The 24,160-nt window shown below is 58.0% G+C and carries 28 protein-coding genes and 1 pseudogene; 9 read left to right on the forward strand and 20 right to left on the reverse strand.

All coding sequences use genetic code 11. From position 1 onward, the window contains the following. Both AC0YNU_RS27635 and AC0YNU_RS27640 read right to left on the reverse strand, forming a co-directional pair. Positions 1–1,311: beta strand repeat-containing protein (locus AC0YNU_RS27635; RefSeq protein WP_475762323.1), on the reverse strand; the 1,311-nt coding region annotated here is incomplete at its 3' end. Positions 1,312–1,369: 58 nt separating this feature from the next. Then, on the reverse strand, positions 1,370–1,804 hold the full coding sequence (locus AC0YNU_RS27640) for a DUF6385 domain-containing protein (RefSeq protein ID WP_475762325.1): 435 nt from the start codon (positions 1,802–1,804) through the stop codon (positions 1,370–1,372). Positions 1,805–2,005: 201 nt separating this feature from the next. Here AC0YNU_RS27640 and AC0YNU_RS27645 point away from each other — a divergent pair, with 201 nt between their 5' ends. Further along, on the forward strand, positions 2,006–2,539 hold the full coding sequence (locus AC0YNU_RS27645; protein ID WP_475762327.1) for a hypothetical protein: 534 nt from the start codon (positions 2,006–2,008) through the stop codon (positions 2,537–2,539). Between the two features lie 3 nt (positions 2,540–2,542). Then, on the forward strand, positions 2,543–3,124 hold the full coding sequence (locus tag AC0YNU_RS27650; RefSeq protein ID WP_475762329.1) for a hypothetical protein: 582 nt from the start codon (positions 2,543–2,545) through the stop codon (positions 3,122–3,124). A gap of 119 nt (positions 3,125–3,243) precedes the next feature. Here AC0YNU_RS27650 and AC0YNU_RS27655 read toward each other — a convergent pair whose 3' ends face one another. Continuing rightward, the gene (locus AC0YNU_RS27655; protein ID WP_475762331.1) at positions 3,244–4,164 is read right to left on the reverse strand and encodes an NAD(P)/FAD-dependent oxidoreductase; all 921 of its coding nucleotides are present in this window, start codon (positions 4,162–4,164) and stop codon (positions 3,244–3,246) included. Positions 4,165–4,258: 94 nt separating this feature from the next. Next, positions 4,259–4,657, reverse strand: a complete 399-nt coding sequence (locus tag AC0YNU_RS27660) for an RrF2 family transcriptional regulator (RefSeq protein WP_475762333.1) — start codon at positions 4,655–4,657, stop codon at positions 4,259–4,261. A gap of 317 nt (positions 4,658–4,974) precedes the next feature. Between AC0YNU_RS27660 and AC0YNU_RS27665 the strand changes: the two genes are divergently transcribed. Continuing rightward, the gene (locus tag AC0YNU_RS27665) at positions 4,975–6,291 is read left to right on the forward strand and encodes a CBM96 family carbohydrate-binding protein (protein ID WP_475762334.1); all 1,317 of its coding nucleotides are present in this window, start codon (positions 4,975–4,977) and stop codon (positions 6,289–6,291) included. A gap of 148 nt (positions 6,292–6,439) precedes the next feature. Here the strand turns inward: AC0YNU_RS27665 and AC0YNU_RS27670 are convergent, their stop codons facing one another. The 4 genes from AC0YNU_RS27670 to AC0YNU_RS27685 form a co-directional block, all read right to left on the reverse strand. Beyond that, positions 6,440–6,901, reverse strand: coding sequence for a MarR family winged helix-turn-helix transcriptional regulator (locus AC0YNU_RS27670; RefSeq protein WP_475762335.1), 462 nt, complete (start codon positions 6,899–6,901; stop codon positions 6,440–6,442). A 133-nt stretch (positions 6,902–7,034) separates the two neighbouring features. Then, on the reverse strand, positions 7,035–7,520 hold the full coding sequence (locus tag AC0YNU_RS27675) for a CcdC family protein (protein WP_475762337.1): 486 nt from the start codon (positions 7,518–7,520) through the stop codon (positions 7,035–7,037). A 120-nt stretch (positions 7,521–7,640) separates the two neighbouring features. Further along, positions 7,641–8,114, reverse strand: a complete 474-nt coding sequence (locus AC0YNU_RS27680; protein WP_475762339.1) for a NanQ anomerase/TabA/YiaL family protein — start codon at positions 8,112–8,114, stop codon at positions 7,641–7,643. Between the two features lie 3 nt (positions 8,115–8,117). After that, the gene (locus AC0YNU_RS27685) at positions 8,118–8,327 is read right to left on the reverse strand and encodes a YwbE family protein (RefSeq protein ID WP_475762341.1); all 210 of its coding nucleotides are present in this window, start codon (positions 8,325–8,327) and stop codon (positions 8,118–8,120) included. A gap of 174 nt (positions 8,328–8,501) precedes the next feature. Here AC0YNU_RS27685 and AC0YNU_RS27690 point away from each other — a divergent pair, with 174 nt between their 5' ends. Together AC0YNU_RS27690 and AC0YNU_RS27695 are read left to right on the forward strand one after the other, a co-directional pair. Further along, entirely contained in the window at positions 8,502–8,726 is a 225-nt protein-coding gene (locus AC0YNU_RS27690; RefSeq protein ID WP_475762343.1) for a DUF1450 domain-containing protein, read from the forward strand. Positions 8,727–8,841: 115 nt separating this feature from the next. Then, a complete protein-coding gene (locus tag AC0YNU_RS27695; protein ID WP_475762548.1) occupies positions 8,842–9,348 on the forward strand; it encodes a ferritin in 507 nt (168 codons plus the stop codon). Between the two features lie 139 nt (positions 9,349–9,487). Here AC0YNU_RS27695 and AC0YNU_RS27700 read toward each other — a convergent pair whose 3' ends face one another. Beyond that, positions 9,488–10,234, reverse strand: a complete 747-nt coding sequence (locus tag AC0YNU_RS27700; protein WP_475762345.1) for a WecB/TagA/CpsF family glycosyltransferase — start codon at positions 10,232–10,234, stop codon at positions 9,488–9,490. 131 nt (positions 10,235–10,365) lie between these two features. Beyond that, positions 10,366–10,890 carry a hypothetical protein gene (locus tag AC0YNU_RS27705; protein WP_475762346.1) on the reverse strand — a complete coding sequence of 175 codons (525 nt, stop codon included), beginning with the start codon at positions 10,888–10,890 and terminating at the stop codon, positions 10,366–10,368. Positions 10,891–11,050: 160 nt separating this feature from the next. On the opposite strand from AC0YNU_RS27705, the gene AC0YNU_RS27710 reads away from it, so the two are divergent. Continuing rightward, complete coding sequence (locus AC0YNU_RS27710) at positions 11,051–11,785, forward strand: Gmad2 immunoglobulin-like domain-containing protein (RefSeq protein ID WP_475762348.1); 735 nt, start codon at positions 11,051–11,053, stop codon at positions 11,783–11,785. 301 nt (positions 11,786–12,086) lie between these two features. On the opposite strand, the pseudogene AC0YNU_RS27715 reads toward AC0YNU_RS27710, so the two are convergent. The 4 genes and pseudogenes from AC0YNU_RS27715 to AC0YNU_RS27730 form a co-directional block, all read right to left on the reverse strand. Further along, a pseudogene (locus AC0YNU_RS27715) lies at positions 12,087–12,386 on the reverse strand (stalk domain-containing protein); the annotation flags it as partial. A 165-nt stretch (positions 12,387–12,551) separates the two neighbouring features. After that, on the reverse strand, positions 12,552–12,920 hold the full coding sequence (locus AC0YNU_RS27720) for a DUF4180 domain-containing protein (protein ID WP_475762350.1): 369 nt from the start codon (positions 12,918–12,920) through the stop codon (positions 12,552–12,554). 108 nt (positions 12,921–13,028) lie between these two features. Continuing rightward, positions 13,029–13,853: an aldo/keto reductase gene (locus AC0YNU_RS27725; RefSeq protein ID WP_475762352.1), complete on the reverse strand. Its 825-nt coding sequence runs from the start codon at positions 13,851–13,853 to the stop codon at positions 13,029–13,031. Positions 13,854–13,881: 28 nt separating this feature from the next. Next, positions 13,882–14,853 (reverse strand): GntR family transcriptional regulator, encoded by a 972-nt coding sequence (locus tag AC0YNU_RS27730; RefSeq protein WP_475762354.1) that lies wholly within the window; start codon positions 14,851–14,853, stop codon positions 13,882–13,884. A 181-nt stretch (positions 14,854–15,034) separates the two neighbouring features. On the opposite strand from AC0YNU_RS27730, the gene AC0YNU_RS27735 reads away from it, so the two are divergent. Continuing rightward, complete coding sequence (locus tag AC0YNU_RS27735; protein ID WP_475762356.1) at positions 15,035–15,565, forward strand: HPP family protein; 531 nt, start codon at positions 15,035–15,037, stop codon at positions 15,563–15,565. Positions 15,566–16,061: 496 nt separating this feature from the next. Here the strand turns inward: AC0YNU_RS27735 and AC0YNU_RS27740 are convergent, their stop codons facing one another. From AC0YNU_RS27740 to AC0YNU_RS27750, 3 genes are all read right to left on the reverse strand, one after another. Then, positions 16,062–16,829 (reverse strand): sugar phosphate isomerase/epimerase family protein, encoded by a 768-nt coding sequence (locus AC0YNU_RS27740; protein ID WP_475762358.1) that lies wholly within the window; start codon positions 16,827–16,829, stop codon positions 16,062–16,064. Between the two features lie 161 nt (positions 16,830–16,990). Further along, positions 16,991–18,328 (reverse strand): FtsW/RodA/SpoVE family cell cycle protein, encoded by a 1,338-nt coding sequence (locus AC0YNU_RS27745; protein WP_475762360.1) that lies wholly within the window; start codon positions 18,326–18,328, stop codon positions 16,991–16,993. After that, positions 18,328–18,660, reverse strand: coding sequence for a PadR family transcriptional regulator (locus AC0YNU_RS27750; RefSeq protein WP_475762361.1), 333 nt, complete (start codon positions 18,658–18,660; stop codon positions 18,328–18,330). The genes AC0YNU_RS27745 and AC0YNU_RS27750 overlap by 1 nt, the downstream gene beginning before the upstream one ends. A 195-nt stretch (positions 18,661–18,855) precedes the next feature. Between AC0YNU_RS27750 and AC0YNU_RS27755 the strand changes: the two genes are divergently transcribed. Both AC0YNU_RS27755 and AC0YNU_RS27760 read left to right on the forward strand, forming a co-directional pair. Continuing rightward, positions 18,856–20,370 carry a stalk domain-containing protein gene (locus AC0YNU_RS27755; protein WP_475762363.1) on the forward strand — a complete coding sequence of 505 codons (1,515 nt, stop codon included), beginning with the start codon at positions 18,856–18,858 and terminating at the stop codon, positions 20,368–20,370. A 71-nt stretch (positions 20,371–20,441) separates the two neighbouring features. Beyond that, the gene (locus AC0YNU_RS27760) at positions 20,442–20,927 is read left to right on the forward strand and encodes a cysteine hydrolase family protein (RefSeq protein WP_475762365.1); all 486 of its coding nucleotides are present in this window, start codon (positions 20,442–20,444) and stop codon (positions 20,925–20,927) included. Positions 20,928–20,999: 72 nt separating this feature from the next. Here the strand turns inward: AC0YNU_RS27760 and AC0YNU_RS27765 are convergent, their stop codons facing one another. The 3 genes from AC0YNU_RS27765 to AC0YNU_RS27775 all read right to left on the reverse strand — a co-directional run bounded on the left by AC0YNU_RS27765 (position 21,000) and on the right by AC0YNU_RS27775 (position 24,014). Then, on the reverse strand, positions 21,000–21,398 hold the full coding sequence (locus tag AC0YNU_RS27765) for a VOC family protein (RefSeq protein WP_475762367.1): 399 nt from the start codon (positions 21,396–21,398) through the stop codon (positions 21,000–21,002). A gap of 132 nt (positions 21,399–21,530) precedes the next feature. Then, entirely contained in the window at positions 21,531–22,082 is a 552-nt protein-coding gene (locus AC0YNU_RS27770; protein ID WP_475762369.1) for a GNAT family N-acetyltransferase, read from the reverse strand. Between the two features lie 75 nt (positions 22,083–22,157). Further along, positions 22,158–24,014 (reverse strand): DEAD/DEAH box helicase, encoded by a 1,857-nt coding sequence (locus AC0YNU_RS27775; RefSeq protein ID WP_475762371.1) that lies wholly within the window; start codon positions 24,012–24,014, stop codon positions 22,158–22,160. Positions 24,015–24,160 lie beyond the last annotated feature (146 nt).

Consider the following 24,160-nt stretch of genomic DNA (forward strand, 5'->3'; position numbering starts at 1 on the left):
TGTGATCGTACCGTTCAACAGGTTCGTTAATGTTCCTGCTGTAATGGTTGCTCCAAGTACACTCGTCAACGTTCCGGCCGTGATCGTTGCGCCAAGCACGCTGGTTAACGTTCCGTTCAACAGATTCGTTAACGTACCGGCCGTGATCGTCGCGCCGAGCACGCTGGTCAACGTCCCGTCGAGCAGATTGGTTACCGTTCCGACGGTTACTGTACCGCCCGAAATCGCGACTGTACCGGCTGTGATCGTCGCTCCCATTACGCTTGTGATCGTACCGTTCAACAGGTTCGTTAACGTTCCCGCCGTGATCGTTGCTCCAAGTACACTCGTCAACGTTCCGGCCGTGATCGTCGCGCCAAGCACGCTGGTTAACGTTCCGTTCAACAAATTCGTCAGCGTTCCCGCTGTAATCGTTGCACCCAGCACGCTGGTCAGCGTACCGGCCGTGATCGTTGCGCCGAGTACGCTTGTTAACGTTCCGTCCAGCAAGTTCGTCAACGTTCCCGCCGTGATCGTCGCTCCCATTACACTCGTCAACGTACCGTCCAACAAATTATCGATCGTACCAACGGTTACCGTACCGCCCGAGATCGCCACCGTACCGGCCGTGATCGTGGCGCCCATTACGCTCGTGATCGTACCGTTCAACAGGTTCGTTAATGTTCCCGCCGTGATCGTTGCGCCAAGTACACTCGTCAACGTTCCGGCCGTAATCGTCGCTCCGAGCACGCTGGTTAACGTTCCGTTCAACAGATTCGTCAGCGTGCCCGCCGTAATCGTTGCGCCGAGCACGCTATTTAACGTTCCCGCCGTGATCGTCGCTCCCATTACGCTCGTCAACGTACCGTCCAACAAATTATCGATCGTGCCGACGGTCACCGTACCGCCCGAGATCGCCACCGTACCGGCCGTGATCGTTGCTCCCATTACGCTCGTAATCGTACCGTTCAACAGGTTCGTCAACGTTCCCGCCGTGATTGTTGCGCCAAGCACGCTGGTCAACGTTCCGTTGAGCAGGTTCGTCAATGTTCCTGCCGTAATTGTCGCTCCGAGCACGCTCGTCAACGTTCCCGCCGTAATCGTCGCTCCGAGCACGCTGGTGATCGTTCCGTTTAAGATATTGTCGATCGTACCGACAGACACCGTACCGCCCGAAATCGAGACGTTACTGATGGTACCGTCCAAAATAATATTCAGTATATGACCGGCCGTATCCGTTGCTACCGGTTGCGGCGTCAACGTCTCGTCCTGACCGAATATTAAGGTGCGCAGCTTGTCGGGATTCGGGTTAAAGGCTGAAAAATTCGGCATCGTTCCTCACTCTACTTTCAACAGAATAGTTCGTAGCCTTCCTTGCACGTTCCTGGATTCACCTGGTCCGCTGCGATTGGAAGTAAACCGTAACCCCTGTCGGCTTGCCTTCGTTCAGGGATTTCACCAGCAGTCTCGTAAAACGTTGAAATCTTGCCGGCACGACGACCGCCGTTTTTCCGTTTGGTACGACCTCTTCCACGTCGATCGTATAATCCGTACCATTCGGACCGATCTCCACCTGCGCAAGCACGGGCTCGCCTCCCTTGTTGACGACCGCGTACGCGTATACGCTCTTATTCGAGGTGTCCTGGGGAGGCAAGGCGATAAAATCATCCGTCGTAGAAACATCCGCAAATACCTGCTCCGAGAAAAAGGGATCGGCCGGCTTGCGATTGCTCCTGCAGGGCTTCTTGGATTCTCCGTTTCGTTTGCAACGCGGGGGAAGGCAGCTCCTTCCCTTGCGGAGACAGTGGCGCGTCTTTTTGCTCATGTCATCTTCCCCTTGGTTAACGCTCATTTACTTTATGTACCTATCCAGTTTGTGGAAACGGCGCGTGTCCGCAGGTCGACTGGCCCCTTTTGCTTAAACTCCATGTTCCCCTAAGGCGGGCAGGCCGTCCCGTCCCATATAATGCAGAAGAGGCCATCTGCTCCGAAGAGCCAGAGCCACCTACTCCAAACGAGGTGCTGCATGAACAACTTCAATGTGTTTAACACCGAACATAACCCTGTCTATATGCAGCAAAATAACGTCTTCACCTCACCCGGCATCAACGGAACCCCCGAACTCGACGCTGCAAAGAGCGGCGTTCTCTTCCTATTGAGCACCGGCAGCGTGGCCGTCGGCGGCGGCAGCTCGCTGCTGCTGCAAGCCGCGAACCCGTCCGGCAGCGCGAAGAAGCTATACCTATCCCGTATCTCCGGGGGCGCCTCGGCAGCAGCCACGCTGACAGTCACCTCAGGCGGCACCATTACGGGCGGCACGACCCCGGCTCCGGTCAACGCCCTGCTCGGCAGCGCAACGGCCACCGTCGCCACCACCAAACAGAACACGGGCACGCTCGGCGGCACGCCGACGACCGTCATGGCCATGCAGATTACGGCCGGCATGTACCTGGTCGACTTCGGGGGCGGTCTTATCGTCCAGGCGAATCAGACCCTCTCCGTCACGCTCGGCACCGGCTCTCTGACGGGTTCGATCAATCTGACGTGGTGGGAGGCGTAGCGGATGCCGAATCATTTTATTTTCGATCAAAGCAACAGCAACTTCTTCGGGAAGCTCGTCAATACGTATGCCGCGCCGGGCGTGGTCGCGCAGCCCGACAACAATGCGACCGTAAATGCCAGGGAGTTCGCCACCACCTTCACCACGTCCTCGTCGCTCGGCATACTGGGCGGTTCCGTCACCGCGTCCATGCAGCTTACGAACCCCTCGGGCAGCGGCCGTTCGCTCTATGTATCGGGCATGGCCGGAGGCGTCGGCGTCGGACTCAGCCTGCTCTCCAGCTTCAGCGGTTCCCTGACCGTCGCGCGAGGCGGCACGATCGCGTCCCCTTCGACGCTGACGCCGGTCAACACCTTGCTTGGCAGCGCGGCGACGAGCGTCATGACCGCAAGGTCCTCCACGAGCGCCATAAGCGCCGGTACGAACTTCCTTAGCTTCCCGCTGGATCCCGGCATGTTCAATCTCGGCTTCGGCGGCGGCATCATCGTGCCGCCCAACCAGAGCCTCTCCATGACGGTCAGCGGCGCGCTCAGCGTTGCCGGCACGCTGTCCTGCTTCATTAATTTGTCGTGGTGGGAAGCGTGAGCGGCGGGGCACGCCGCCGCCAATCACTATACAAACAGCGGCCGCCCCGGATACGAACATCTTATCCAGGGGCGACCGCTGTTTTTACGGTACATATAGAAAGCCGACAACGACAAAGCTTACAACGGCTCTTGAACGAAATGTTCCCAGGCTTCTCCGTTCAGCTCGCCGTTCATGGCCGCCGCGGCCATCGAACCGAGCGAGGCCGCGGCAATGGCTTGATGCATCCGCGTTGCCGCGTCCCCGGCGCTGAAGACGCCCGGAACGTTCGTCTTGCCGAATCCATCGACGACGACGGCACCCGCTTCCGTCATCTCGCAGCCGATGGCCCGTGGCAGGTCCGAGCCGGGGACGAGCGTCGTTCTGAAGAAGATCCCGGTGCACGGGACGATCGTGCCGTCGGTCAACACGACCTGCCGAGCGATCCCGTCTTCGGAATCGATGGACCGGATCGGGGCGTCGAATATGGGTACCCCGCGCCGCCGCAGCTCCTCGCGCTGCGCATCCGTCATGTCGTCCGGGCCATTCGTGCAGATCGCGAACCGGCGGGTCCAGCCGGAGATCAATTGGGCCATATGCAGCGCGTCCGCCCCGTTCGCGATGACGACGAGCGGCTGATCCCGATGCTCCCAGCCGTCGCAGTACGGACAGACGAATGCGCTTTTGCCGTATACCTCCGCCAGCCCCTTGATCGCGAGCGGGACATCTTTCATGCCTGCCGCGAAGAGCAGCTTTTTGCCTCGATAGATTTCTCCCCGTGCAGTCGCAATATGGAAATCGCCATCCGTTCCCGCGATCGATACGGCCGTATCCGCGATGAAGCTGACGGTCGGGTAAGCGCCGATCTGTTCCATCGCGATTCGTCTGAATTCGCTGGGAGCGATCGGATCCCGCGTCAGAAACCCGTGCATCTCGCGCGTTACCCGGTTGCGCGGCCGGCCTTCGTCGATTACCGCCACATGCTTTCTGGCCCTGCCTAATACGAGAGCGGCGCTTAAGCCCGCTGGTCCTCCGCCGACGATGACGCAATCATGAATCATTCTCCATCTTCCTTTCTATCCTTCATTTCGCATCGATTATTAGAGATATAATAGACTCTCGATATCTCTAATTAATTCAAAAAAAGACAGCCGATTACTCCGCCTTCATAAGCTTCGCCACGTCCGCTATTTTCTTGTTTTCCAAATACTGCTCCATTTGGCGCTCGGACTCCATAACGATCTGTTGAATCAAACATTCGCTTCCGTGATCCACGCTGCATTCGAACAAGGAAGCCGTCCCTTCGATCGCATGAATGATATCCAGGAAAGAAATATCCTCCTGCTTCCGTCGGAGGCGGTAGCCGCCGTTGGCGCCCGTTGCGGACTGAATCAATCCGGCCTTCACGAGCTTGGTCATCATCTTGGACAGGTACGTCGGCGACACGCCCAGCTTCTCTGCCAGCAGTTGTACGCCAACGGGTTTGTCAGGCGCTGCCGTCACAAGGTAGAGCATGGCATGGAGCGCATAGTCCGTCGCTTGGGAATATTTCATGCCGCACCTCCATTAGGGACTTTAGGAGTCTATAATAACTTTAATTTATTCCGAATGCAAGCCATCTCCTATCGGCCTCTCATGCTTCCTGGTCTGCCGCCCACGTAACCATGGTCGCGGCAGCCGCCCGGTATCGGTCACAAAAACGGCAATTAAGTCATAACAAGCGGCAGACTCACGGCGGAATCCATCGTATACTATCGCTGTCTTCGACGAAACGCTCTACTCGCCGGGATGATTTAACACTCCCTAGGGAAGGAGGTCAGCCGCAACAGCGCAAGCCGACGACAACCAAATCCCCTATAGGAGGAATCAAAATGACAATTCGCATGAAGCCCACCCTGCATCTCTTCTTAGCCGCCATGATGGCAGCCGTTCTCTTTATCGCCTGGGGCACGGAAGCCAATGCCAAATCGTTATCCTTCAACGCTTCGGACGATTCGTGGATGTGGGGAACGACCTCGATGACGTATACGGACCCCGTCGTCAACGTATTGAGCAGCCAGGATAAGAAAGCCTATTTCAAATTCGCCGTCAGCGGAGCCGGGACCGTCTCGAGTGCCATCCTGAAAGTCAAATGCGTGACCGGCGGTACGGCAACGATCGGCGCCTACGCGGGCACCGGGAACAACACATGGACGGAGTCGACGTTGACCTGGGTTAACCTGCCTGCCGTCGGCAGCCTGCTCGAGTCCAAGAACATCACCTTCGAAGCCGGCAAGACCTACGCGTTCAACGTAGGCGGGCTGGTTACGGCCAACGGGACCTACTCGATCATCCTGAAGGGGACCGCGGGCAGCGAAGTTACCTTCTCGACCAAGGAGGGGTCCAGCGCTCCGCAGCTGATCGTCTCCGACGGAACGACGCCGGTCACATCCGAAGGTCCGAGTCTTGCCGGCTATACGCTCTACAAAGACTACTCGTTCGGTACGTCCAAGAACGTGAACAGCCTCACTGCCCTCTCCAATTCGTTCAATGCTTACGGCATTGCGGGCACGACCGTCATCAACGGCGAGTGGCAGCGTTATCAGCCGATCAACGCAACCAACCATGTCTTGACCGCCAACTCGCTCGATCTGACCGCTACGCCGAATCTTGGCGGCGTGTATGACGGCGGCATAAGCAGCGGACAAATCACGACGAAGGAAACGTTCTATCCGTCGAACGGGAAGACGTACATCTTCCAGCTGCGTGCCAAAATCCCGAACGGTACCGGCACATGGCCGGCCTTCTGGATGTATTCGCCCGGCGGAACGGGATCGACCTCATCCGAAATCGATATTTTCGAATTCTTCCAATCCCCGACGCAGAACCACTACGACTGGACGGGTTACGACCATGGCAGCGGCGTAGGCGCCAATTACTACAACATCATGACCAATCAATGGGTCTGGCATCCGGGGACGGATTTCTCCGCCGACTACCATCTGTACACGCTCGTCTGGAAGGAAGGCGAGATTCAGAAGTGGGTGGACGGCACCTTGGTCAAAGGCACGAACTTCGATTGGTACGGTCCCGCGCCTCAAGTGCTCATCAATCTCGCTACCGGCGGAGGCAGCAACAGCAATCCGACCGCCAGCTCGTTCCCGGCCAAGTTCAGCCTGGATTATTTCCGGGTTTACGTGAAGAACTAATCCTCGGAGGTAACTGTCGTCTCTCGCCGACTTACCTCGCGCGGGTGCTGACGAACGCGAAAAAACAGGCGGAAGCTCATGCTTCCGCCTGTTTTGCGTTTGCCTGTCTGCGTTTACCTGTCTGCGTTTGCCTGTCATCCCTTAATCGTTAATCGCTCTTCGAGCCATCGCAGGAACGGGTATGCGCGTCGGCCGTCAATTGCTGCAATTGCCCCCGCAGCGAGATGATGTCCTCCGGGGCAAGGCTCGTCTGGCAGAAGACGCGCTCCGGAATGGCCGCTGCGCGCGCCTTCAGCGCCCTGCCGTCATCCGTCAGTCGGACGATGACGCTCCGTTCATCCAGCGGATCGCGGTCCCTGCGGAGCAGCTTCATGCTCTCGAGCTTCTTGAGCAGCGGCGTCAGCGTGCCGGAATCGAGGTACAGCCGCCGGCCAAGCTCTTTGACCGGCACCTCGTCCTTCTCCCATAGGGCGAGCAAGGTGACATACTGCGTATACGTAATGCCAAGCTCATCCAGGAACGGACGGTACAGCTTCGTCACCTCGCGCGCGCAGGCATAGAGGGCAAAACATAGCTGATTGTCCAGCTCGAGCTGCGCGTTCTTCTCCATGTCATGTCCCCTCTCTCTTGATGCGACCCATACGATACGATTACGTCAATACGATCAGCACAATTAAATTGCATACAATTTATGTGGTTAGAATAACAGCTGACATTCGGACTGTCAACCGTATCTCTACTCGTTATTCCCGTTTCAACGCCATAAATTCCCGCAGCATCGCAATTCGCCATACGACGATCATGCCGAACGCCAGCACGAAGAACAACGCCCCCGTCTGCGGAATCGAGACTCTGCTCTCCACTGCATCATGCACTAACAGCCGAACGATGAGCAGGCCGAGCAGGATGAAAATAAACATTTTGGAGCGCTTCAGCACGATCTCCTCCCCGACGCGCTCCAGCTTGGAGGTGCGGATCAGCGGAATGGCGAATACCGTGGCGCCGGCGGCGAACGCGATCAATGCCCACGTCCACGGGACATGCGTATCGGGAACGACGAACATGAGGAAGCCGGTGGACATGCCGAGCGGCGGAATAATGATTTTGCGCATATTGGTCGGCCTATTGCTGGCACGCAGCCGGAGAAGCAATACCGCTACGCCGGAGAGCAGCGTAATCACGATCGATGCAGAATGACCGAACGTGAAGGAATTCGGGAGAAAGCTCATCAAGACGCACTCCTTTGGAACAGCAGCTATGGCCGGTTCTTTGTCGACGCATTCTCTCTTATCCTACCTATTTTGCGCCGCCGTTGCAAACCCGCCATGCGACTAGATGCCTTCCCCGTCTTAGACGAGCACGTCCCTATGAATCTTCACGACGGCCTTGCGGATCCGCATGTCTTCCTCCACCGAACAATTCGGACGGTGAATGTCCGTCGGGAACAGCACGACGAAGTCGCCGGGTACAAGATAGACGGCATTCTCGTTACGCACTTCGCCGTAGAAGGCAATGTCCTGCGTATCGTAACGGTCATCGACGATGACCTGTTCCTCGGAAACTTTGGACACGCGCATCTGTTCGCGCCCGCTCAGCAGCAGCTGAACGTCGGTGTGGAGCAAATGCGTCTCCGGCTGGACTTCGCTCCAATGGCGCGTGTCCGGCTCGTTGATCAGCAGATACATGCCCTCTTCGCCGAACTCATGCCGGCCTGCCGGGATCGCATCCAGGTCCATCCCCTGCAGCCGCTCGATCGCACGCTGCACGCCAGCCGGAAACGTATGCTTCTCCTGCTCCCAATTGTTCATATCGCTGTAGATCATAATCTAGCTCCCTTCGGTGACGACTGACTTGACTCTCCCGACGTCCCCGCTTTGCAGGCGGACCTTGATCCCATGGGGATGGTTCGGGGAATTGGTCAGAATGTCTTTGACGATGCCGCGGGTCAGGCGCCCTGTCGGCTGGTCCTTCTTCAATACGATATCGACCGTGAGGCCCGGTCTGATGTTGGATCGCTGTTGTCCGCTTGTGCTCATTTCGCTGCTTGCTCCTTCTAGATTGCTTGATAATGATCACATCATAAGCCAGTGGACTGGGGAAGTAAAGAAATCGGGCGGGCAGCGCGAGTTTTCGATTGACAGCGATAATGAGAATCACTATCATTAGGGGAGAGTTGCAAATTGCCATCGAGAGAGGTTGGTTCCGGACGCATGAAGAAAATCAAATACTGCTGCCGCAACTTTAAGCATGGCTCCAAATCCGTGTTCAAGTCGATCAAGCAGGAGTTTCCCGATTTGAAGCAGAAGAAGAAGGACTGCCTCGGCAATTGCAAGCTGTGCGCCAAGCAATGCATGGTACAGATCGGCAAGACCGAAGTTATCGTCGCCCCGACCGCGGACGTGCTGTATGCGAAGCTCAAGCATCGGATAGGCTAATATGGAATAGTATGGTACGATAGGAGAAGGAGCCGCCGCTGTCCGCGAGACAACGGTAGACTTCTTCTCTTTACGTTTACCGACAACCAATATGACAAGGGAGGTGCGGCCGATGATGAAGGACAACCTTAGCGAAGCTCTGAACGAGCAGCTGAATTTCGAGTTTTATTCCGCACACGTGTACCTGGCGATTGCCGCCTATTGTTCCGGGGAAAGCCTGGACGGCTTCGCGAATTTCTTTATCGTGCAAGCGGAGGAAGAGCGATTCCATGCCATGAAAATGTACAAGTATCTCAATGACCGCGGCAAACGCGTCAAGCTGGCCGGCATGAGCACACCCAACAATGACTATAGCTCTATTCTCGAGGCATTCGAACATGCTTATCACCACGAGCAAGAAGTCACCAAGCGCATTTACCACCTGTCCGACATCGCGATGAACGACCGCGAGCATGCGACGATCCAGTTCCTGAAATGGTTCATCGACGAGCAGGTCGAGGAAGAGTCGATGTTCGACAGCATCATCAACAAGCTGAAGCGGATCGACAAGGACAGCAACGCGTTCTTCATGCTCGACGCCGAGTTCGCGGCACGGACATTCGTTCCGCCAACGAACGCGTAATCGGCAGCACGCTGCCTGCAATAAGAAATGGCTGCACAGGTTACCTGTACAGCCATTTTTTTGTCTTCACGCATGTTCTTCATCAAGCACCGGAATTCGGTACAAGCTGCTTCAAAAGAGGCCACAGCCCTCGCAACTCTTACCTCTTCTTCGTCGTCAGAATGGTGAGCGCGAATTTCGGCAGCACCAGCTGGCGGCGCCAGCGCGACGGCTGCTTCAGCAGCCGGTACAGCCACTCCACGTTCAGCTTCTGCCAGATGACGGGCGCACGCTTGACCTTGCCCGCGATCACGTCGAGGCTGCCCCCGACGCCGAAGGCGACCTTCGCATTCAACCGGCTCTTGTGCTTGTAAATGAACTTCTCGGCATTCGGCGCGCCAAGCGCCACGATCAACAGATCCGGCTGCTTCTGCTCGATATCGGCGACAAGCGCCGTTTCCTGATCGCCTTTGAAGTAGCCGTTATGTCTGCCGACGACGTTCACGCCGGCGTACTTGTCCTTGATGATGTCGACGGCCTTCGCGTTCGTCTCCTCGTCGGCGCCGACGACATAAAGCGAGAACCCGCGCACCGCCGCTCCTTCAAACAGCCGAACCAACAAATCGTACCCGGTCACGCGCTCCGGAATATGCGTTCCCTGCCATTTGGCCGCCAGCACGACGCCGATGCCGTCCGGCGTAATGAGATCGGCCGCATCGACGATCTCCTTCAGCTGCGGCTGCTGGTTCGCTGCCATCACGATCTCGGGATTGGCCGTTATGAGATGGAACAGCCGGCGCTGCGACCCTTCGGCCCGTTCGCCCTCAAGCTTGCCCTGCAGCAGCTTCACGGTATCCGAAAGCGTCAATCGCGAGAAGGGCACGCCTAATATCTTGACGGAATCCATACTACACCTTCCTCTGCACTCTTTTGCTGTCCCCTATTGTAGCATAGGGGGGATTCCGGCGAAAGAAGCCGCCCTCCCGCAGCCGAACGGCCCTCTTTCATCCGGCTCGGTGCCGTCCCAGCCGCTTGCCGCTATTCAAACTTGTCCGCGATCCAGCGGATGAAATCGCCGATGATCGGCACGAGACCGAAGCCGTGGTCGCCGATCGCGACAAGGCCATAGACCCGCTCGCCGATCGCGACCGCGCCGAGCACATGCTGGCCGATTGCCACCGCGCCCAGCGCATTCTCGCCGATGGCGACGGCACCGAGCGCGGATTCGCCGATCGCGACAGCACCAAGCGCGAGATCGCCAATCGCAACCGCGCCGGCAGCGAGGCCGCTGGACATCGCGACGGCGCCGAGCGCCAGCATCCCGCCGAGGGCAACTGCGCCGAACGACAGGATGCCGACGGCAACGGCTCCGCCGGCCACCAGTCCGACCGCGATATCGCCCAGCGCGATAAGGCCGAAGGCGATTTTGGGTTTCCCTTTGCCCGCGCTCGAACGGATGCTGATGATCGGGAACTTGGCAGCAGGCCATTGGTAGTCGATCTCGTCCCGCCCGTTTTGCCCCAAATAACGATTAAACCGAAGCAGCCGATTCCATTCAAACATGGCTCGTCGTCACTCCCTCATGCGCCCATTGGTGATTCAAGGCTTTGTTACCAGCGTATACTAAATACAAGAGCACGGGCAAGCTTACCCGCAGTACAAAAAAAGATATTTTAGAAGTCTCGGCTTTCCGATGATAAATATGAAGGCAGGTGGATGCAACATGAGAAGAAGCTATACATTCCTCGTCGGCATGATCGTCCTTATGCTGGTTTGCGCCGTTCTGGCGGGCTGTTCGGGAGACGACGGCGGCGTAGCCAACGCCCCGGGCAAAGAACCGTCGTCTGACCAAGGCAGCAGCTCGGGGAACTCGGGGGTGACGTCCTCCTCGACCAACGGAACGAATACGAACAACAGCGGCGGCAGCACGATCGATCCGGTACCGTCGAATGGAACGAATACGGGTAATGGCGGCACGGTAAACGAGCCGGGCGGTCAAGCGAACGACAATACGGGGACGGAGCCGAAAGGCCAGGCAGGAAACAATGACGGATCGGACCCGAAAGGCCAAGCGAGCAACAATAACGGAACAACGACGGATGACGGGAAGACGAAGATCGTCGCAAGCAACGAGGCATTCCGCGTGTACGGGCCGGCGCCCGAGTCGGTCGTCGGCGAGTCGTTTACGGTGAAGGGACAGGCGCGCGTCTTCGAAGCCGCGTTCAGCTACTCCTTCGAGGATGGACATAACATCCTGGATGAAGGGCATACGATGGCCGACATGGGGGCGCCGGAATGGGGCGAATTCGAGTTTAAAGTTTCTTTGAAGGAGATCCCGACCAGCCCGACGGGCGTGCTGACGATCTACGAATCGAGCTCCAAGGACGGCACGCCGGTCCACGAGCTGCATATTCCTTATAAGTTCGAAGATGGACTGGTGAAGCTGGAAGCGGAGTAGCGCGTCGTATGGAGTGCCGGGGGCCGGTTCGGCCCGAAAAGCTGCTGTGGAGCAGCTTTTGGCGCTCTTCGAGGCCGGTTTGGCCCGAAAAGCTGCTGTAGAGCAGCTTTTGGCGCTCTTCGGGGCCGATTCGGCCCGAAAAGCTGCTGTAGAGCAGCTTTTGGCGCTCCTCGAGGCCGGTTAGGCCTGAAAAGCTGCTATAGAGCAGCTTTTGGCGCTCCTCGAGGCCGGTTAGGCCTGAAAAGCTGCTATAGAGCAGCTTTTGGCGCTCTTGAAGGCCGGTTAGGCTCAGCGTCACTTCGACGGTTTGGCCTTCCCAGGCAACCGTTGCCTTCTTGCTCGCCGGATCGTAGCCGACCTTCGAGCCGATCATCTCGCTCACGGCCCGAAGCGGCACCATCAGCCGCTGCTGGATGTCGAAGTACGGCACGTTCGGGGACGTGTACAGCACATAATATTGATTGATTTTCAACTGCACGACATAGGAACCCGGAGCCATGCCGGATGTACCGCCGGCGGCAGAAGCAGCCGCGGTAAGTCCGGGCGCGATTAAGGAAGCTATCAACAGGGAAGTTATCGTCAGACGTTGGAAGGCGTTCATTCCACTCACTCCTCTTATCTCCGATTCACACCTCGTATGACGGATCAAACAGGGATATATTCCCAGTTCCCTCGGCGATCGAGCAAAAAAAGCCTGCCCAGCACAGGCAGACTAGGTATCGCATGAGGATACCGCATCGAGTATCAGGCATCAACTATCGGAAGGCTAGCCGGCGTCATGCAGCGCCGCAAGCGCAGCCTCTTGATCGGCCAAGAAGAAGAACTGCTTGCCATGATTGCACTCGTAAATGAAATCACGCAGACTCTTGCTATCGTAGCCGCTGAAATCGCCGACGATGGCCAGCTTGACGCGATAGTTCGTAAATTTCTGCAAAATATCGCCCGCCAGCTTCGTGCGCAGCTCGAAGAAATCCTCCGCGATGTTTTCTTTGCGGATGAGCAGCTTGCTGCTGTCCCCGTCATAGCTGGCGGTTGCCATCAGATCCAGCGCGTCCTGCACGCTGCCGATGACGATCCCGTCGCTCTCGATGATCGCCACATTGGACGACCCCTTGCTGTCAAATGTCATGTTCATCTTGATTCCACCTTTCATTTGGTTCGCCTGCCGTCTGTCCGGCCAATCGCTCTGCTCGCACAGAGCGCCCTACCGCGACGGCCTAAGGCCATCCATACGGATACGGCACTAGAAATTAAAATTGTCCGGATCGGCTCCGAACCGTTTGTTCCGATTCAGCGCATCGAGCTGCGCCATGTCGCCATCCGAGAGCTTGAAATCGAAAATAGCCAAGTTTTCGCTCATCCGGCCTAGGTTGGCGCTCTTCGGAATCGTGACCACGCGATGCTGGATATCCCAGCGCAGGACGATTTGCGCAGGTGTCTTGCCGTATTTGCGTCCGATATCCGAGATCACCGCCATGCTGCCCAGATGCCCCGACATGAGCGGTCCCCATGCCTCGAGCTGTATACCCCATTCCGAGCAATAGGCGCGCAGCTCCGTCTGCGACAGCAGCGGATGGAATTCCACCTGGTTCACCATCGGGACGGCGCCGGAGGTCTCCATCAGCTCGCGAAGATGATACGGTTGAAAATTGCTCACGCCGATTGCCCGCACATAACCGTCCCGGTAAAGATGCTCCAGCGCCCGCCAGGTGTCCGCGAACTTCCCTTTGACCGGCCAGTGGACGAGATACAGGTCGATGACATCCAAGCCCAGCTTCCTGCGGCTCGTCTCGAACGCCCGGAGCGTCGACTCGTAACCCTGGTCCTGATTCCATACCTTGGTGGTCACGAATACGTCTTCTCGCGGAAGGCCGCTGTCGCGGACCGCCTGCCCGACGCCGGTTTCATTATCATAGAAAGCAGCGGTATCGAAGGAACGATAACCGAGCTCAAGCGCCGAACGGACGGCATCGGTTACCTCGCGGCCGTCTTGCAGCTGCCATACGCCAAAACCGAGCAAAGGCATCGTTACGCCATTGCTCAGAACAACCTGCCGATCGATCTGCATGGGCCACATCTCCTCTCGGTTCCAATCGTCATCTCGTTTGAGACGCGATGTCCTGCAGCAGATTTTCGCTGCTTTTCTCCAGCTTCATGGGGAATAGCTCCGTTTTGTCCGGAATCATGTTCTTCAACTCCGAATAGACGGCGTTGGAGGCATAGATTTTATCGAAACTCCGGACGGCATCGTTCAGGCGCTCGCGTTCATCCATCCCGATCGCCTCGACATGCAGCGCATGAATCCCGGCTTCCCGAATGCGGCTGGCCATCCATTCGCCTCCGATTCTTCCAAGGCAAACGAAGGCCACTCGGCTCCCTTGCTCCAGATTGGCGATCTCGAGCAGCAGCGAAGTATCGACGGCAGCCCCGATCACGATGACCTTGCGGTCGAGGCGGGCAAACAGCGCCTTGGCCTCATCCGCATGGTTCAAGGTCGCGACAATGGCATCGCAGCGCTGAGCCGCTTCTCTTACGGCAGCATCTTCATTGGCATGGTCATCCAGAAAGAACGTTTCGACTACTCCTTCGGTCGCCTGTTCGATCTGCCGACGATAGAAGGGATGATCATGGCCCTTGCATTCGACCAATAGGATGCGCAGCTTCCCGGTCGGACGAGGCGGCTGCAGCAGCGTGTAAGCGAGCCCCGCCATGAAAAAGGACTTCAAATCCATGCCTGCTGCCGATGCTTCGCGAATCATATCGTCGATTAGCTGCTGCATCGATCGCCGTTCTTCCAAGAGCGTTCGGGTCTGACTCCCGCCGGCGATCTGCGTGCCGCGCCCCTTCTGCATCGTAACGAGCCCCTCGTCGCGCAGCTGGCTGTAGACCCAGTTGATCGTATTCCGGTTAAGCTCCAGCTCATCCGCCAATTGGCTTGTCGAAGGAAGCATGTCGCCGACTTCCAGTTGTCCCATGCCGATAAGCCATTTTAGCTGTTCTTTGATTTGCGTATTTACGCTGAACGTCAATTGGGGATCAACTTGCAGGAGATACTTTTTCTCATCCATCGCAGACACCCCATTGCATAGTTTGATGGGTATATTATAATCCAGCACCAACCATAATCCAACGATAATTAAAACAACCTCTTCTAAGACTGGACAGAAAAATGGATACAAGAAATCAATTGACACCTATCGCGTTTAATTATATAACTAGTTAACTAGGTATTTAAAGGACGGTGCTGTGATGCATGCAGATAACAAAACAAAAACGTCGTTCTGGCGGAAGATGAGCGGAACCGGCGGGAATCCCGTTAAGGTCGTGCCTCGAAATGCGCTGATCGGCGCGATCGGCGGATTTATCGCGATCCTTCTTCTTGCTTACCTCTCGAACCTGACGACGACGGCTTGGATGATGGCTCCGTTCGGGGCAACCTCCGTATTGGCGTTCGGTCTATGGGACGCGGCGTTATCTCAGCCGCGCCATATTATCGGCGGGCATCTTATTTCGACGATCGTCGGACTCGTCTGCCTCCATATGTTCGGCCGAAGCGAATGGGTGCTGGCAACGGCCGTCGGACTCGCGATCGCGCTCATGATGCTGACGCGGACGACGCACCCGCCCGCGGGCGCAGATCCCTTGGTCGTCATTCTAAGCGGCTCCGGCTGGTCTTTCCTGATCACGCCGGTATTGATCGGCTCCGTGCTCATCGTAATCGTCGCCTTGATCGTGAACAACCTGGACAGTAAGCGCCGCTATCCGACCTTTTGGAAGTAAGCGATCCTCTTGAAGCCGCACATCCGGAGCATCTGGATCACAGTAAGTTTGCAGCAAAAAAACCGCCAACGGGCGGTTTTGGATGTCGAGAAAATCAAACATTGGCGAAACTCTATCGGGCTGCTGACCGCCGATGCAAGCAATTATAGTCATGCTCGCGAGAATGAACCTAAACACCCTATCGCTAACGGTTGTTCAAGTGGCTAATCACCTCAAAATGACCCTTTTAGTTCGCCAACGGTTGCCAGGAGGCCTATTGCGAGATCTTTGCATGCAAATCAGCTCCTCTACGCCCAATAACGTCAGTCAGAACCGTTAGCGTTTATTTAGGCGTATTTTTTGTGAATTAGCAACGCTGACAACCGTTATTCGTCGCCACGAATTCAAGTTGAATGATCCGCAGCTTCCGTCGCTTGCTGAACTCCCTTAAAACGCAGCAGTTTCTCTATATCCTGTCACCGCCAACGGTGGTTCTCAATGTTAACTTCTGTCAGCCTCAGCCGCTGAGCAGTCCTGCTTCCTTCAAGTTCAAATAGCTCGCCATGATGGTCTCCACCGGCGACAGGTTGCGAAGCCGGTCCTGCTCGACGACCATCCAGTCGACGCCGATCTCGCGGGCTTTCAGAATCGACGGCGCGATCCGGACGATGCCCGTGCCGACGGCCGTCCATTGATCCGACTCCTCGGTCGTCCGCACGTCCTTGACGTGAATGGCGGGCACGCGGCCGGCCATCTTGTCCAGCACCTGAACGGGATCGGCGCCGCCCATCGTGATCCATGCGATGTCCATTTCGAAATAGACGGCCTTCGGATCCGTATACTCCGCCAAGATATCCATCGCGGCAACGCCGTTCCACGCCGTCTTGAACTCATGCGCATGATTGTGGTAGCACAGCTTGATACCTTCGGCCGCCAGCCTCGCACCGGCCTTGTTATAGAGCTCGGCATCGCGAAGCAGCTCGTCCTTGGAATCGCACGGCCCCCACCATACCGTCACATGCGGAGCTTGCAGCGTCGCCGCGTTGGCAGCCAGCTGATCTAATCCCTCGCGCAGCGTTTCGCGGCTAGCGCTGAGCGTGACGGCTTGCAGTCCGAGCGCATGGAAACGTCTCAGGTTGCTTTGAACGTCTCCCTCCAACAGCCGCTTCTCGACGCCCTCAATGCCTTGATAGCCGATGGCAGCCGCTCTGCTTGCCGTTCCCCAAAAGTCCTTTTCCAACTCTTCATGAATAATACCGATTAACCCAAGCTTCGGATTCGTCATCTTCGTTCGCGCTCCTTGTCCCGGTTGCCGCCGTGAATGCAACGCGTTACTGGTTCCATGCCGCAACCTCCCTAAATTTACTTATTTGGGATCATCGTAGCATTGGGAGACGGTGCGCTGCGATAGAGAGATGTACGGAACAAGTAGGAAAATTGTCTCCTCTATCGGGGGACGGCATGGCGGCTTTGCCCATTCAGCATATCCTTGCGCCGATAGGCGCCCAGCATGAAACCGAGCGCGCCGAGCTCGACGATCGTATTCGCGTTCCAGTTCAGAATCGGCAGCTGCATGCCGCCGAGCGATGGTAACATGCCAATGCACATGAGCAAATTCCAGACATACTGAACGCCCATGACGGTGGCCAGGCCGACGACCAGACTCTTGGCATAACCGCCTGGCAGCCGCGTGCCCATTCGAACCAGTCTGCCGACGAAGACCAACGCGATCAAGGCTGCGGCGACGCCGAACAGCCAGCCTAGACTATATACCAAGTACGAATACGTAAATTCGCCCAAGATATCCGGCAGCGTACCTAAGGATCTGCCGAAGCCCTGTCCCCACCAGCCGCCGGAATGGATGGCGTCCAAGGAACGATCCGTATGGTAAGCGCCGGAATCCCCGCGATGAAGGAAGGCAGTATGCCGCTCCCAAATCGACAACCAAAGATCGCGATTATACCGTTGCTGAACGTAGAACAGCATAGCAACGATAGATCCCACGCCGCCGAGCAGCATTTTCCACCTGCCGTTGACAAGCAGAAGGACAGTCAGCCCGATCATATAGACGAGCAGCGAACCGAATGCCGGCGCTGCCGCGAAGAAAAAAGACGGCAGCGCCACATATGCGGCTGCTCCCCGCATCAGCTTCATGAATCGCTCGATCCGCCTGCCGGATTGAATCGGCTGCTCTCGGTGCAGCAGGCCCGCAACCGCAACGAGCAGTACATACGGCGCAGCCGCGAAGACATTGATGCCGAACGGCCCAGCCCCGACCCATTGCTTCGAGCCGTTCAGCATCAGCCCGTGCCACAGCGTATAAGCCATCATCAGGAGCATGAAGGCGTACAAGCCGCCCGAATACCGCGCCAGCTTGCGATAATCCGCGAAATACAAGGCGCACATGACTCCGATTCCGACGACTGCGGCCAGCGCTTTGTGCGGCACGGACAGATTGACGCCAAGCGCGAGCTTCAGCGAGAACAGCGTCACCAGTCCAAGCAGAAGCAGGCAGCCCGCCAGCGCGATCACGCTCCATTCCGGTTTTGGCCGATGCGCCGCGTGCAACTGCCTGCCCACTTGGTCCGGATCGCCCATTTGCAGCAAGGCGTTCTGAATCGCCTCTTCTTCCGTGCAGCCGCCCCGTTCCAGATCTTCGACCAGCGCCTCCAAGTGGCTCAACATTTCCAGCCTGATCTCCTCATGCACCGCTCTCGCCTTGATCGGCGCGCAAATCCGGTCCAAATAGCGGCTAACGTCCGCATGCCGTCCGATGTCCGCCATTAGGCCCGCCCCTCCCCGATCAGCCGCGAGACGGTCGTGCTGAACAGGGACCACTCGCGTTCTTTTTCGATCAACGTCTTGCGCCCTTCGTCTGTCAGCTTGTAATATTTGCGCTTGCGCCCGCCTTCCTCGCCCCAATAAGCTTCCACGAGCCGCTCGACCTCCAGCATGTGCAGAATCGGATACAGCGTGCCTTCCTTGAACGCGAACAGCCCGTCGGATTGCTGCTCGATCCGCTTCGCCATCTCGTAGCCGTACATGTCCCGGTGCTCCAGCTGCTTCATCATCAGAATCACCGTGCTGCCTTTCATAAGTTCCTTGTTAATTTTCATGCGAACCTCCATCCATGCATCGTTTATCTATGTATCGTATATCTAGGTATTAATATAGGAGAAATTCCCAACCTTGGCAAGCACCAATAAAACAAGTCATGCAAATAGCCGGTTCTCATGCGCGGCATCTGTAACTTTTTTAGAGCACCGACAGTCTAATAGGTAATCTTTTCCTATTCAGAAGGAGGTTGACCGATGACAAAGAAACGTATGTCTACCGTCGTTCTGGCCGCGCTGCTGGCAATCGGAATTTCTGACGGTGCCGGTGCTGCCGGGACCGCGCGCGTGGCAGCCGCGGAGAGCGATTCCGCGGCAACGCAAAGTCTCCCGGCGATCGACGCGGAAGCAATCGCCAAGATGCAAATGCAGCATGCGGACATGCTCTACGTCCCGCTGTTCGCCTCGCGCGAAGCGGACAAGGCCGGCATTGCCAAGACGGCCGCAATCGTGAACCGCCTGCTAGGCAATGTCAAACCGACGGCGGAGGTGTTGGTCGGCGAAGATCATTTCTTCTCCACCAACATCGACGTCGTATTGACGGACGGCTCCGTCGTCAATTTCACGTTCAAGGACAATCAGAACGTCCTGATCTCGGTCGGCGAGAACACCTATATCGCCAAGGATGCGAAGGCTGCGGGAGAGCTGTATACGCTCCTGGCGCTGTCGCCGTCGGCGGAGGTCAGCACCCGAACGCCCGCTATCGGGCAGGCGGTCCGTGTCTCGGGCAACGACGGCCAATCGCAGCAGGGACTGGTTCGCGTATTCGTCGAGCCCTCGGGCATCTTCAGCAGCTTCGTCAATTCGAAGGGCATCCTTTTCCCGTCCAAGCAAGCGTTGCTCGTCTATGCCGCGCCAATCGAGGAGGCGCGGTACGATTTCTCGTTCGCCATGCCTGCCTATGGCGAAGCGAGCGACGGTACCATCAAGCCCGTCCTCCCGGGAAAATACGACCTCGATGTAGCAACCGGCGCAGGCACAACCATGCACGGCATCACGATTGCGCCTCCCGTCACCGCGCAGCTCGCGATCAACGGCGTGAACGTCTTCGACCCGGCCCTGAAGCCGATTCTCTCGAACGGGGGCATGCTGCTGCCGATGCGCGCGCTGGCCGAAGCTTTCGGCTGGAAGGTCGCTTGGGATGCCGCGCATAAAGCCGCCATGATTTCCTCCTTGCCGAAGGCGCCAGCCGTCAGCCTCGGAACCGGTAATGCGCTATCTCTCTGGGTCAACGGCAAGCAGCTTATCGGCCCGAACGCGAGGCCGGCGGTTGTGAAGGGCAGCATCTATCTGCCGCTGCGCGCAACCGCGCAGGCGTTCGGTTTTCAACTGGCATGGACGCAAAGCGTGCAAGGTGCGCTGCTGACGTTCCAGCCGCAGCTTTTGAAAGAGCGTGATTATGTAAGCGATGCGACGAAGCTGGCAGCCGTACGGATCATTAACAGCTACGTGACTGCCCTCAACGGCCGCGACGGCTCGGCGCTTGAGAAGCTGTTCGCCAAGGACAGCAAGCCGGCTCCTCCCTTCAATGCGATCGGGAAGCGGCTCATAACAGGCATCCGCTCCGCGACCTTTCAGGATCGTCCCGGCGGCGCGCTGCTCGCGAACGTGACGTTCGGGTATCTGTTTGATCAAGGCGGCAGCAATGAGGGCAGTGCGGGAATCGTACTCGCGCAAGAGAACGGGGTTTGGAAGATCGCGGACGTGGATTGAGGCGGAATGGACGGGAAGCGCTATACGTGAGAGAATCAGTTTAAAATGCATATGCGAGGGAGCAGACCAAAATGAAAATGGCATTTATAGTCATCGATATGCAAGCCGCGCACTTAGAGAACATTGACCAGAAGATCGTGAACCGGGCATGCGAATACATCAACTACGTGTCGGACTTGACCCGCTCGAACGGCCATACGGTGATCCACATTCAGGATATCGAAGGCATGAGCGAAGCGAATAAGGAAGCGTACGCTACCATTCCGGAAGTTCACATGAGCGACAACGATCTGATCGTGACGAAAGAGCATTCGAACTCGTTTTGGAAGACCGCGCTTGAACAGACGCTGTCGGATCAAGGCGTGGAACTCGTCGTCCTCGCAGGATATGCGGCGGAGCATTGCGTGTTGTTCACGTATAACGGGGCGGTCGAACGCGGATTTACGCCCGTCATGCTGCAAAACGGCCTATTGAGCTCGCAGCCGGAGGCCATCGCTGCCGCGTATCGGGATCGAAATCTTGTTTCGTATCCTGTCATCAAATATCTCGTAAAATAACGGCATGCCAATAAGCGGCAGTCCGGACGGCAACGTCCAGGCTGCCGCTTCTTCGTGCGGAGCGTGCGATTGTTAGTGGCTGTCCAATCTCGCGGCCACTTGCCAGTGAACGCCGAACGGATCGACGAGCCGGCCGAACATGCTGCCCCAGAACATTTTGACGAAGGGCATAAGTACCTGACCTCCGGCAGCCAGCTTGGCGAAGACTTCCCCAGCCTCGTCCGCAGAGTCGTATTCCAGCGTCAGATCCATTCCGCTGCCGCGCTCGACGGGCCCGGCATCCGCCATATAGAAGGTCAATCCTGCTGCCTTCAAGATCAAGTGCATGACACGCTCCTTCTCATCCGGGCCGCTGTCCGGCAGGTCGCCGAAGGTTTGCATGCTGACGATTTCCCCGCCAAGCGCGCCTGCATAGAAGGCTGCCTGCTTGCGGGCTTCTTCGCTGTAGATGTACGGGATAAGTTGGGCCATTGCACTCGCTCCTTTGTTTAGATGGAATAGCTGCTGAATCGGTACGAAGTCGACAGACTTGCCCGGCAACGGGATTGCCTGCTAACGAGACCCCCCGATAAGAAGACTGAAATCTGTACGGCATTTCCGCCGCTACGCTTCCCGGCGAATCCAGAACCGCTTGACAACATTGCCGTTCGCTTCCGTAAATTCGGAGTGGAACTGCCCGCCATTGCCGACAATCGTTCGTTCGGAGCCGATGTTATCGCGATCGCATACAACCAGCACTTCACGAATGCCGAGCCGGTCCGTCAGCAGCAGCGACTGCGCCAGAATGGACTTCGCATAACCCTTTCGCCGCTGGGTGGGAGCGACGCCGTATCCGATATGTCCCCCGCTCTCCTCCAGCTTCCGGTTCAGCTCGTGCCGGATATTGGCCGCACCGACGATAACGCCGGCTTCGTCCTTGAACCAGCAGGTCGTGTGAGTGACCCAGCCCTCCGGCGCCGCCGTCTCGGCTTCCCGCAAGAACCGGACATAGGCCGGAAAATCGGACGGGTCCATGCCGACGACCCAAGGAACGATATCTTCGCCGCTGGCAATCCATTCGTCATAGAACGCCATATAGGCCTCCCGATGCTCCGCTGCCGGCATCACCAGCTTGATCCCATTGCTGCCCGGCACTAATTCCTGACTGCTCCCCATTCGCGCTTCCATCCTTTCAAAATAAGAAAAGGCAAGGCATCAGTACGTACGCTGCTGCCTTGCCTGTACAAATTCTTACCGTGAGCGGCTGCGCTGCGGACGGCCTCCGCCGCCCTGCTTGCCGCCCGGGCGGCCGCCCTTGGCGCCGCCGGACGAACCGCGTCCAGCGGATGACGCGCGGCCGCGGCCTTTGTCGCCGCTGCCCGGGAATGCCGGGCCGCCCGAGCGGCCGCGGGACTCGCCGCCTCCGCTGCGCGCGCCTGACTCCGCCGAGCGGAACGCTCCGCCTCCGCGCGGTGCTGCTGCGCCTCGGTCGCGGGACTCGCCGCCTCCGCTGCGCGCGCCTGGCTCCGCCGAGCGGAACGCTCCGCCTCCGCGCGGGGCTGCTGCTCCGCGGCCGCGGAACTCGCCGCCTCCGCTGCGCGCGCCTGGCTCCGCCGAGCGGAACGCTCCGCCTCCGCGCGGCGCCGATGCGCCGCGGCCGCGGGACTCGCCGCCGCCGCGATTGCTTTGCTCGCCGGCAGCTTCGCCCGCCGGCGTGCTGTAGCGCGTGCGTCCGCCGCGCGGCGCGTCTCCGCGGCTAGCGCCCCATTGCGGCGTCTCGTCCTTGCCGGAGCCGCGTTTGGCTGCGCCCGCGTAAGCGCCGCCTCTGCCGCCTGCGGCGGAACGCCCGCCGCGGCCGGTTTGTCCGCTGCGTCCGCCCGAAGCGCCACCTGCGGATGCGCCGCGACGGCCAAAGCCGCCGCGGCCGTCCGAAGCGCCGTCGCGCGACCGGTCTTCGCGTGCGCGTGGCGCGCGTGCAGGCGCGCCTATCGCGAGGCCTTCGCGCGGAATCGACATCTGGATGCCTTTCTCGATGGCAGCCAGCTCCAGCCGGTCATGCGGCGAGACCAGCGTGATCGCGAGCCCGTTCTCTCCCGCGCGGCCTGTCCGGCCGATCCGGTGAATGTAGCTCTCCGCGTTCTCGGGAATGTCATAGTTGAAGACATGCGTGACGCCTTCCACGTCGAGACCGCGCGCCGCCACATCGGTAGCGACCAGCAGATGAATCTTCGCATCGCGGAACTTCTTCATGACCTGCTCCCGCTTCGCCTGCGACAGATCGCCGTGCAGCTCGTCGCTGTTAAAGCCGTTTTCCTGCAAATAATCGTTCAGCGCGCTCGCGCGTTTCTTCGTCCGGCAGAAAATAAGGCCCAAATACGGGTTATGTTCGCCCAGCAGGCGCTTCAACTGCTCTTCCTTGCCCTTCGCGTCCACGCCGACCGTCAGCTGGCGAATGGCCTTCACCGTCACCTGCGGCGCGCGCACCGTGATATCCTTCGGCTCGATCATGAAACGTGCCGCGAGCGAACGCACGCCGGCAGGCATCGTCGCCGAGAACAGCATCGTCTGCTTCCGATACGGCATTTGCGTCAGAATTTCCTCGACCTCGGTCAGGAAGCCCATGTGCAGCATTTGGTCCGCTTCGTCCAAGACGAGCATTTTAACCGCGCCAAGCTTGATCGTGCCTCTGCGGATATGGTCGAGCAGCCGTCCCGGCGTCGCCACGACGAGATGCACGCCCCGTTTCAGCTTACGCAGCTGCGATTCCACGTCCTGGCCGCCGTACACCGCGAGCACGCTGAATTCGTCTTTGGACGCGAGCCGATTTTTGAGCTCCGTCGTAATTTGCAGCGCCAACTCCCGCGTCGGTGTCAAGATCAATCCCTGCACGTCTTCCCGTTCCGCCCGCGTCTTCTCGAGCATCGGCAGCAGGAAAGCAAGCGTCTTGCCCGTTCCCGTCTGCGCCTGGCAGATCACGTCGCTGCCCTGCATAATGACCGGTATCGCGCCCTCTTGGATCGGCGTCGCTTCCGTAATGCCTTCGTTGCGAAGGGATTGCGCCCGTTCCTTGGCGATGCCTAACTGTTCAAAACTTGCCAATTCTTCCACCTCATTTTATATTCGAACCCCTTGAAACATCCCGTCTCATCAACCGGCATTTCCTATCGTACCACATTCACGGGGGTCCCATGTACCGAATGTTCCCAAACGGGCCGCACTGGGAAATATTTAGCGTGCGTCGTTTCCGCTTCAAA

Source organism: Paenibacillus sp. J31P316, from assembly GCF_056269105.1.

Bases quoted from the DNA above. Each gene is read 5' to 3' on its own strand.
- AC0YNU_RS27640 (WP_475762325.1), bottom strand. From the start codon at position 1,804: ATGAGCAAAAAGACGCGCCACTGTCTCCGCAAGGGAAGGAGCTGCCTT.
- AC0YNU_RS27645 (WP_475762327.1), top strand. From the start codon at position 2,006: ATGAACAACTTCAATGTGTTTAACACCGAACATAACCCTGTCTATATG.
- AC0YNU_RS27650 (WP_475762329.1), top strand. From the start codon at position 2,543: ATGCCGAATCATTTTATTTTCGATCAAAGCAACAGCAACTTCTTCGGG.
- AC0YNU_RS27655 (WP_475762331.1), bottom strand. From the start codon at position 4,164: ATGATTCATGATTGCGTCATCGTCGGCGGAGGACCAGCGGGCTTAAGC.
- AC0YNU_RS27660 (WP_475762333.1), bottom strand. From the start codon at position 4,657: ATGAAATATTCCCAAGCGACGGACTATGCGCTCCATGCCATGCTCTAC.
- AC0YNU_RS27665 (WP_475762334.1), top strand. From the start codon at position 4,975: ATGACAATTCGCATGAAGCCCACCCTGCATCTCTTCTTAGCCGCCATG.
- AC0YNU_RS27670 (WP_475762335.1), bottom strand. From the start codon at position 6,901: ATGGAGAAGAACGCGCAGCTCGAGCTGGACAATCAGCTATGTTTTGCC.
- AC0YNU_RS27675 (WP_475762337.1), bottom strand. From the start codon at position 7,520: ATGAGCTTTCTCCCGAATTCCTTCACGTTCGGTCATTCTGCATCGATC.
- AC0YNU_RS27680 (WP_475762339.1), bottom strand. From the start codon at position 8,114: ATGATCTACAGCGATATGAACAATTGGGAGCAGGAGAAGCATACGTTT.
- AC0YNU_RS27685 (WP_475762341.1), bottom strand. From the start codon at position 8,327: ATGAGCACAAGCGGACAACAGCGATCCAACATCAGACCGGGCCTCACG.
- AC0YNU_RS27690 (WP_475762343.1), top strand. From the start codon at position 8,502: ATGAAGAAAATCAAATACTGCTGCCGCAACTTTAAGCATGGCTCCAAA.
- AC0YNU_RS27695 (WP_475762548.1), top strand. From the start codon at position 8,842: ATGAAGGACAACCTTAGCGAAGCTCTGAACGAGCAGCTGAATTTCGAG.
- AC0YNU_RS27700 (WP_475762345.1), bottom strand. From the start codon at position 10,234: ATGGATTCCGTCAAGATATTAGGCGTGCCCTTCTCGCGATTGACGCTT.
- AC0YNU_RS27705 (WP_475762346.1), bottom strand. From the start codon at position 10,890: ATGTTTGAATGGAATCGGCTGCTTCGGTTTAATCGTTATTTGGGGCAA.
- AC0YNU_RS27710 (WP_475762348.1), top strand. From the start codon at position 11,051: ATGAGAAGAAGCTATACATTCCTCGTCGGCATGATCGTCCTTATGCTG.
- AC0YNU_RS27720 (WP_475762350.1), bottom strand. From the start codon at position 12,920: ATGAACATGACATTTGACAGCAAGGGGTCGTCCAATGTGGCGATCATC.
- AC0YNU_RS27725 (WP_475762352.1), bottom strand. From the start codon at position 13,853: ATGCAGATCGATCGGCAGGTTGTTCTGAGCAATGGCGTAACGATGCCT.
- AC0YNU_RS27730 (WP_475762354.1), bottom strand. From the start codon at position 14,853: ATGGATGAGAAAAAGTATCTCCTGCAAGTTGATCCCCAATTGACGTTC.
- AC0YNU_RS27735 (WP_475762356.1), top strand. From the start codon at position 15,035: ATGCATGCAGATAACAAAACAAAAACGTCGTTCTGGCGGAAGATGAGC.
- AC0YNU_RS27740 (WP_475762358.1), bottom strand. From the start codon at position 16,829: ATGACGAATCCGAAGCTTGGGTTAATCGGTATTATTCATGAAGAGTTG.
- AC0YNU_RS27745 (WP_475762360.1), bottom strand. From the start codon at position 18,328: ATGGCGGACATCGGACGGCATGCGGACGTTAGCCGCTATTTGGACCGG.
- AC0YNU_RS27750 (WP_475762361.1), bottom strand. From the start codon at position 18,660: ATGAAAATTAACAAGGAACTTATGAAAGGCAGCACGGTGATTCTGATG.
- AC0YNU_RS27755 (WP_475762363.1), top strand. From the start codon at position 18,856: ATGACAAAGAAACGTATGTCTACCGTCGTTCTGGCCGCGCTGCTGGCA.
- AC0YNU_RS27760 (WP_475762365.1), top strand. From the start codon at position 20,442: ATGAAAATGGCATTTATAGTCATCGATATGCAAGCCGCGCACTTAGAG.
- AC0YNU_RS27765 (WP_475762367.1), bottom strand. From the start codon at position 21,398: ATGGCCCAACTTATCCCGTACATCTACAGCGAAGAAGCCCGCAAGCAG.
- AC0YNU_RS27770 (WP_475762369.1), bottom strand. From the start codon at position 22,082: ATGGGGAGCAGTCAGGAATTAGTGCCGGGCAGCAATGGGATCAAGCTG.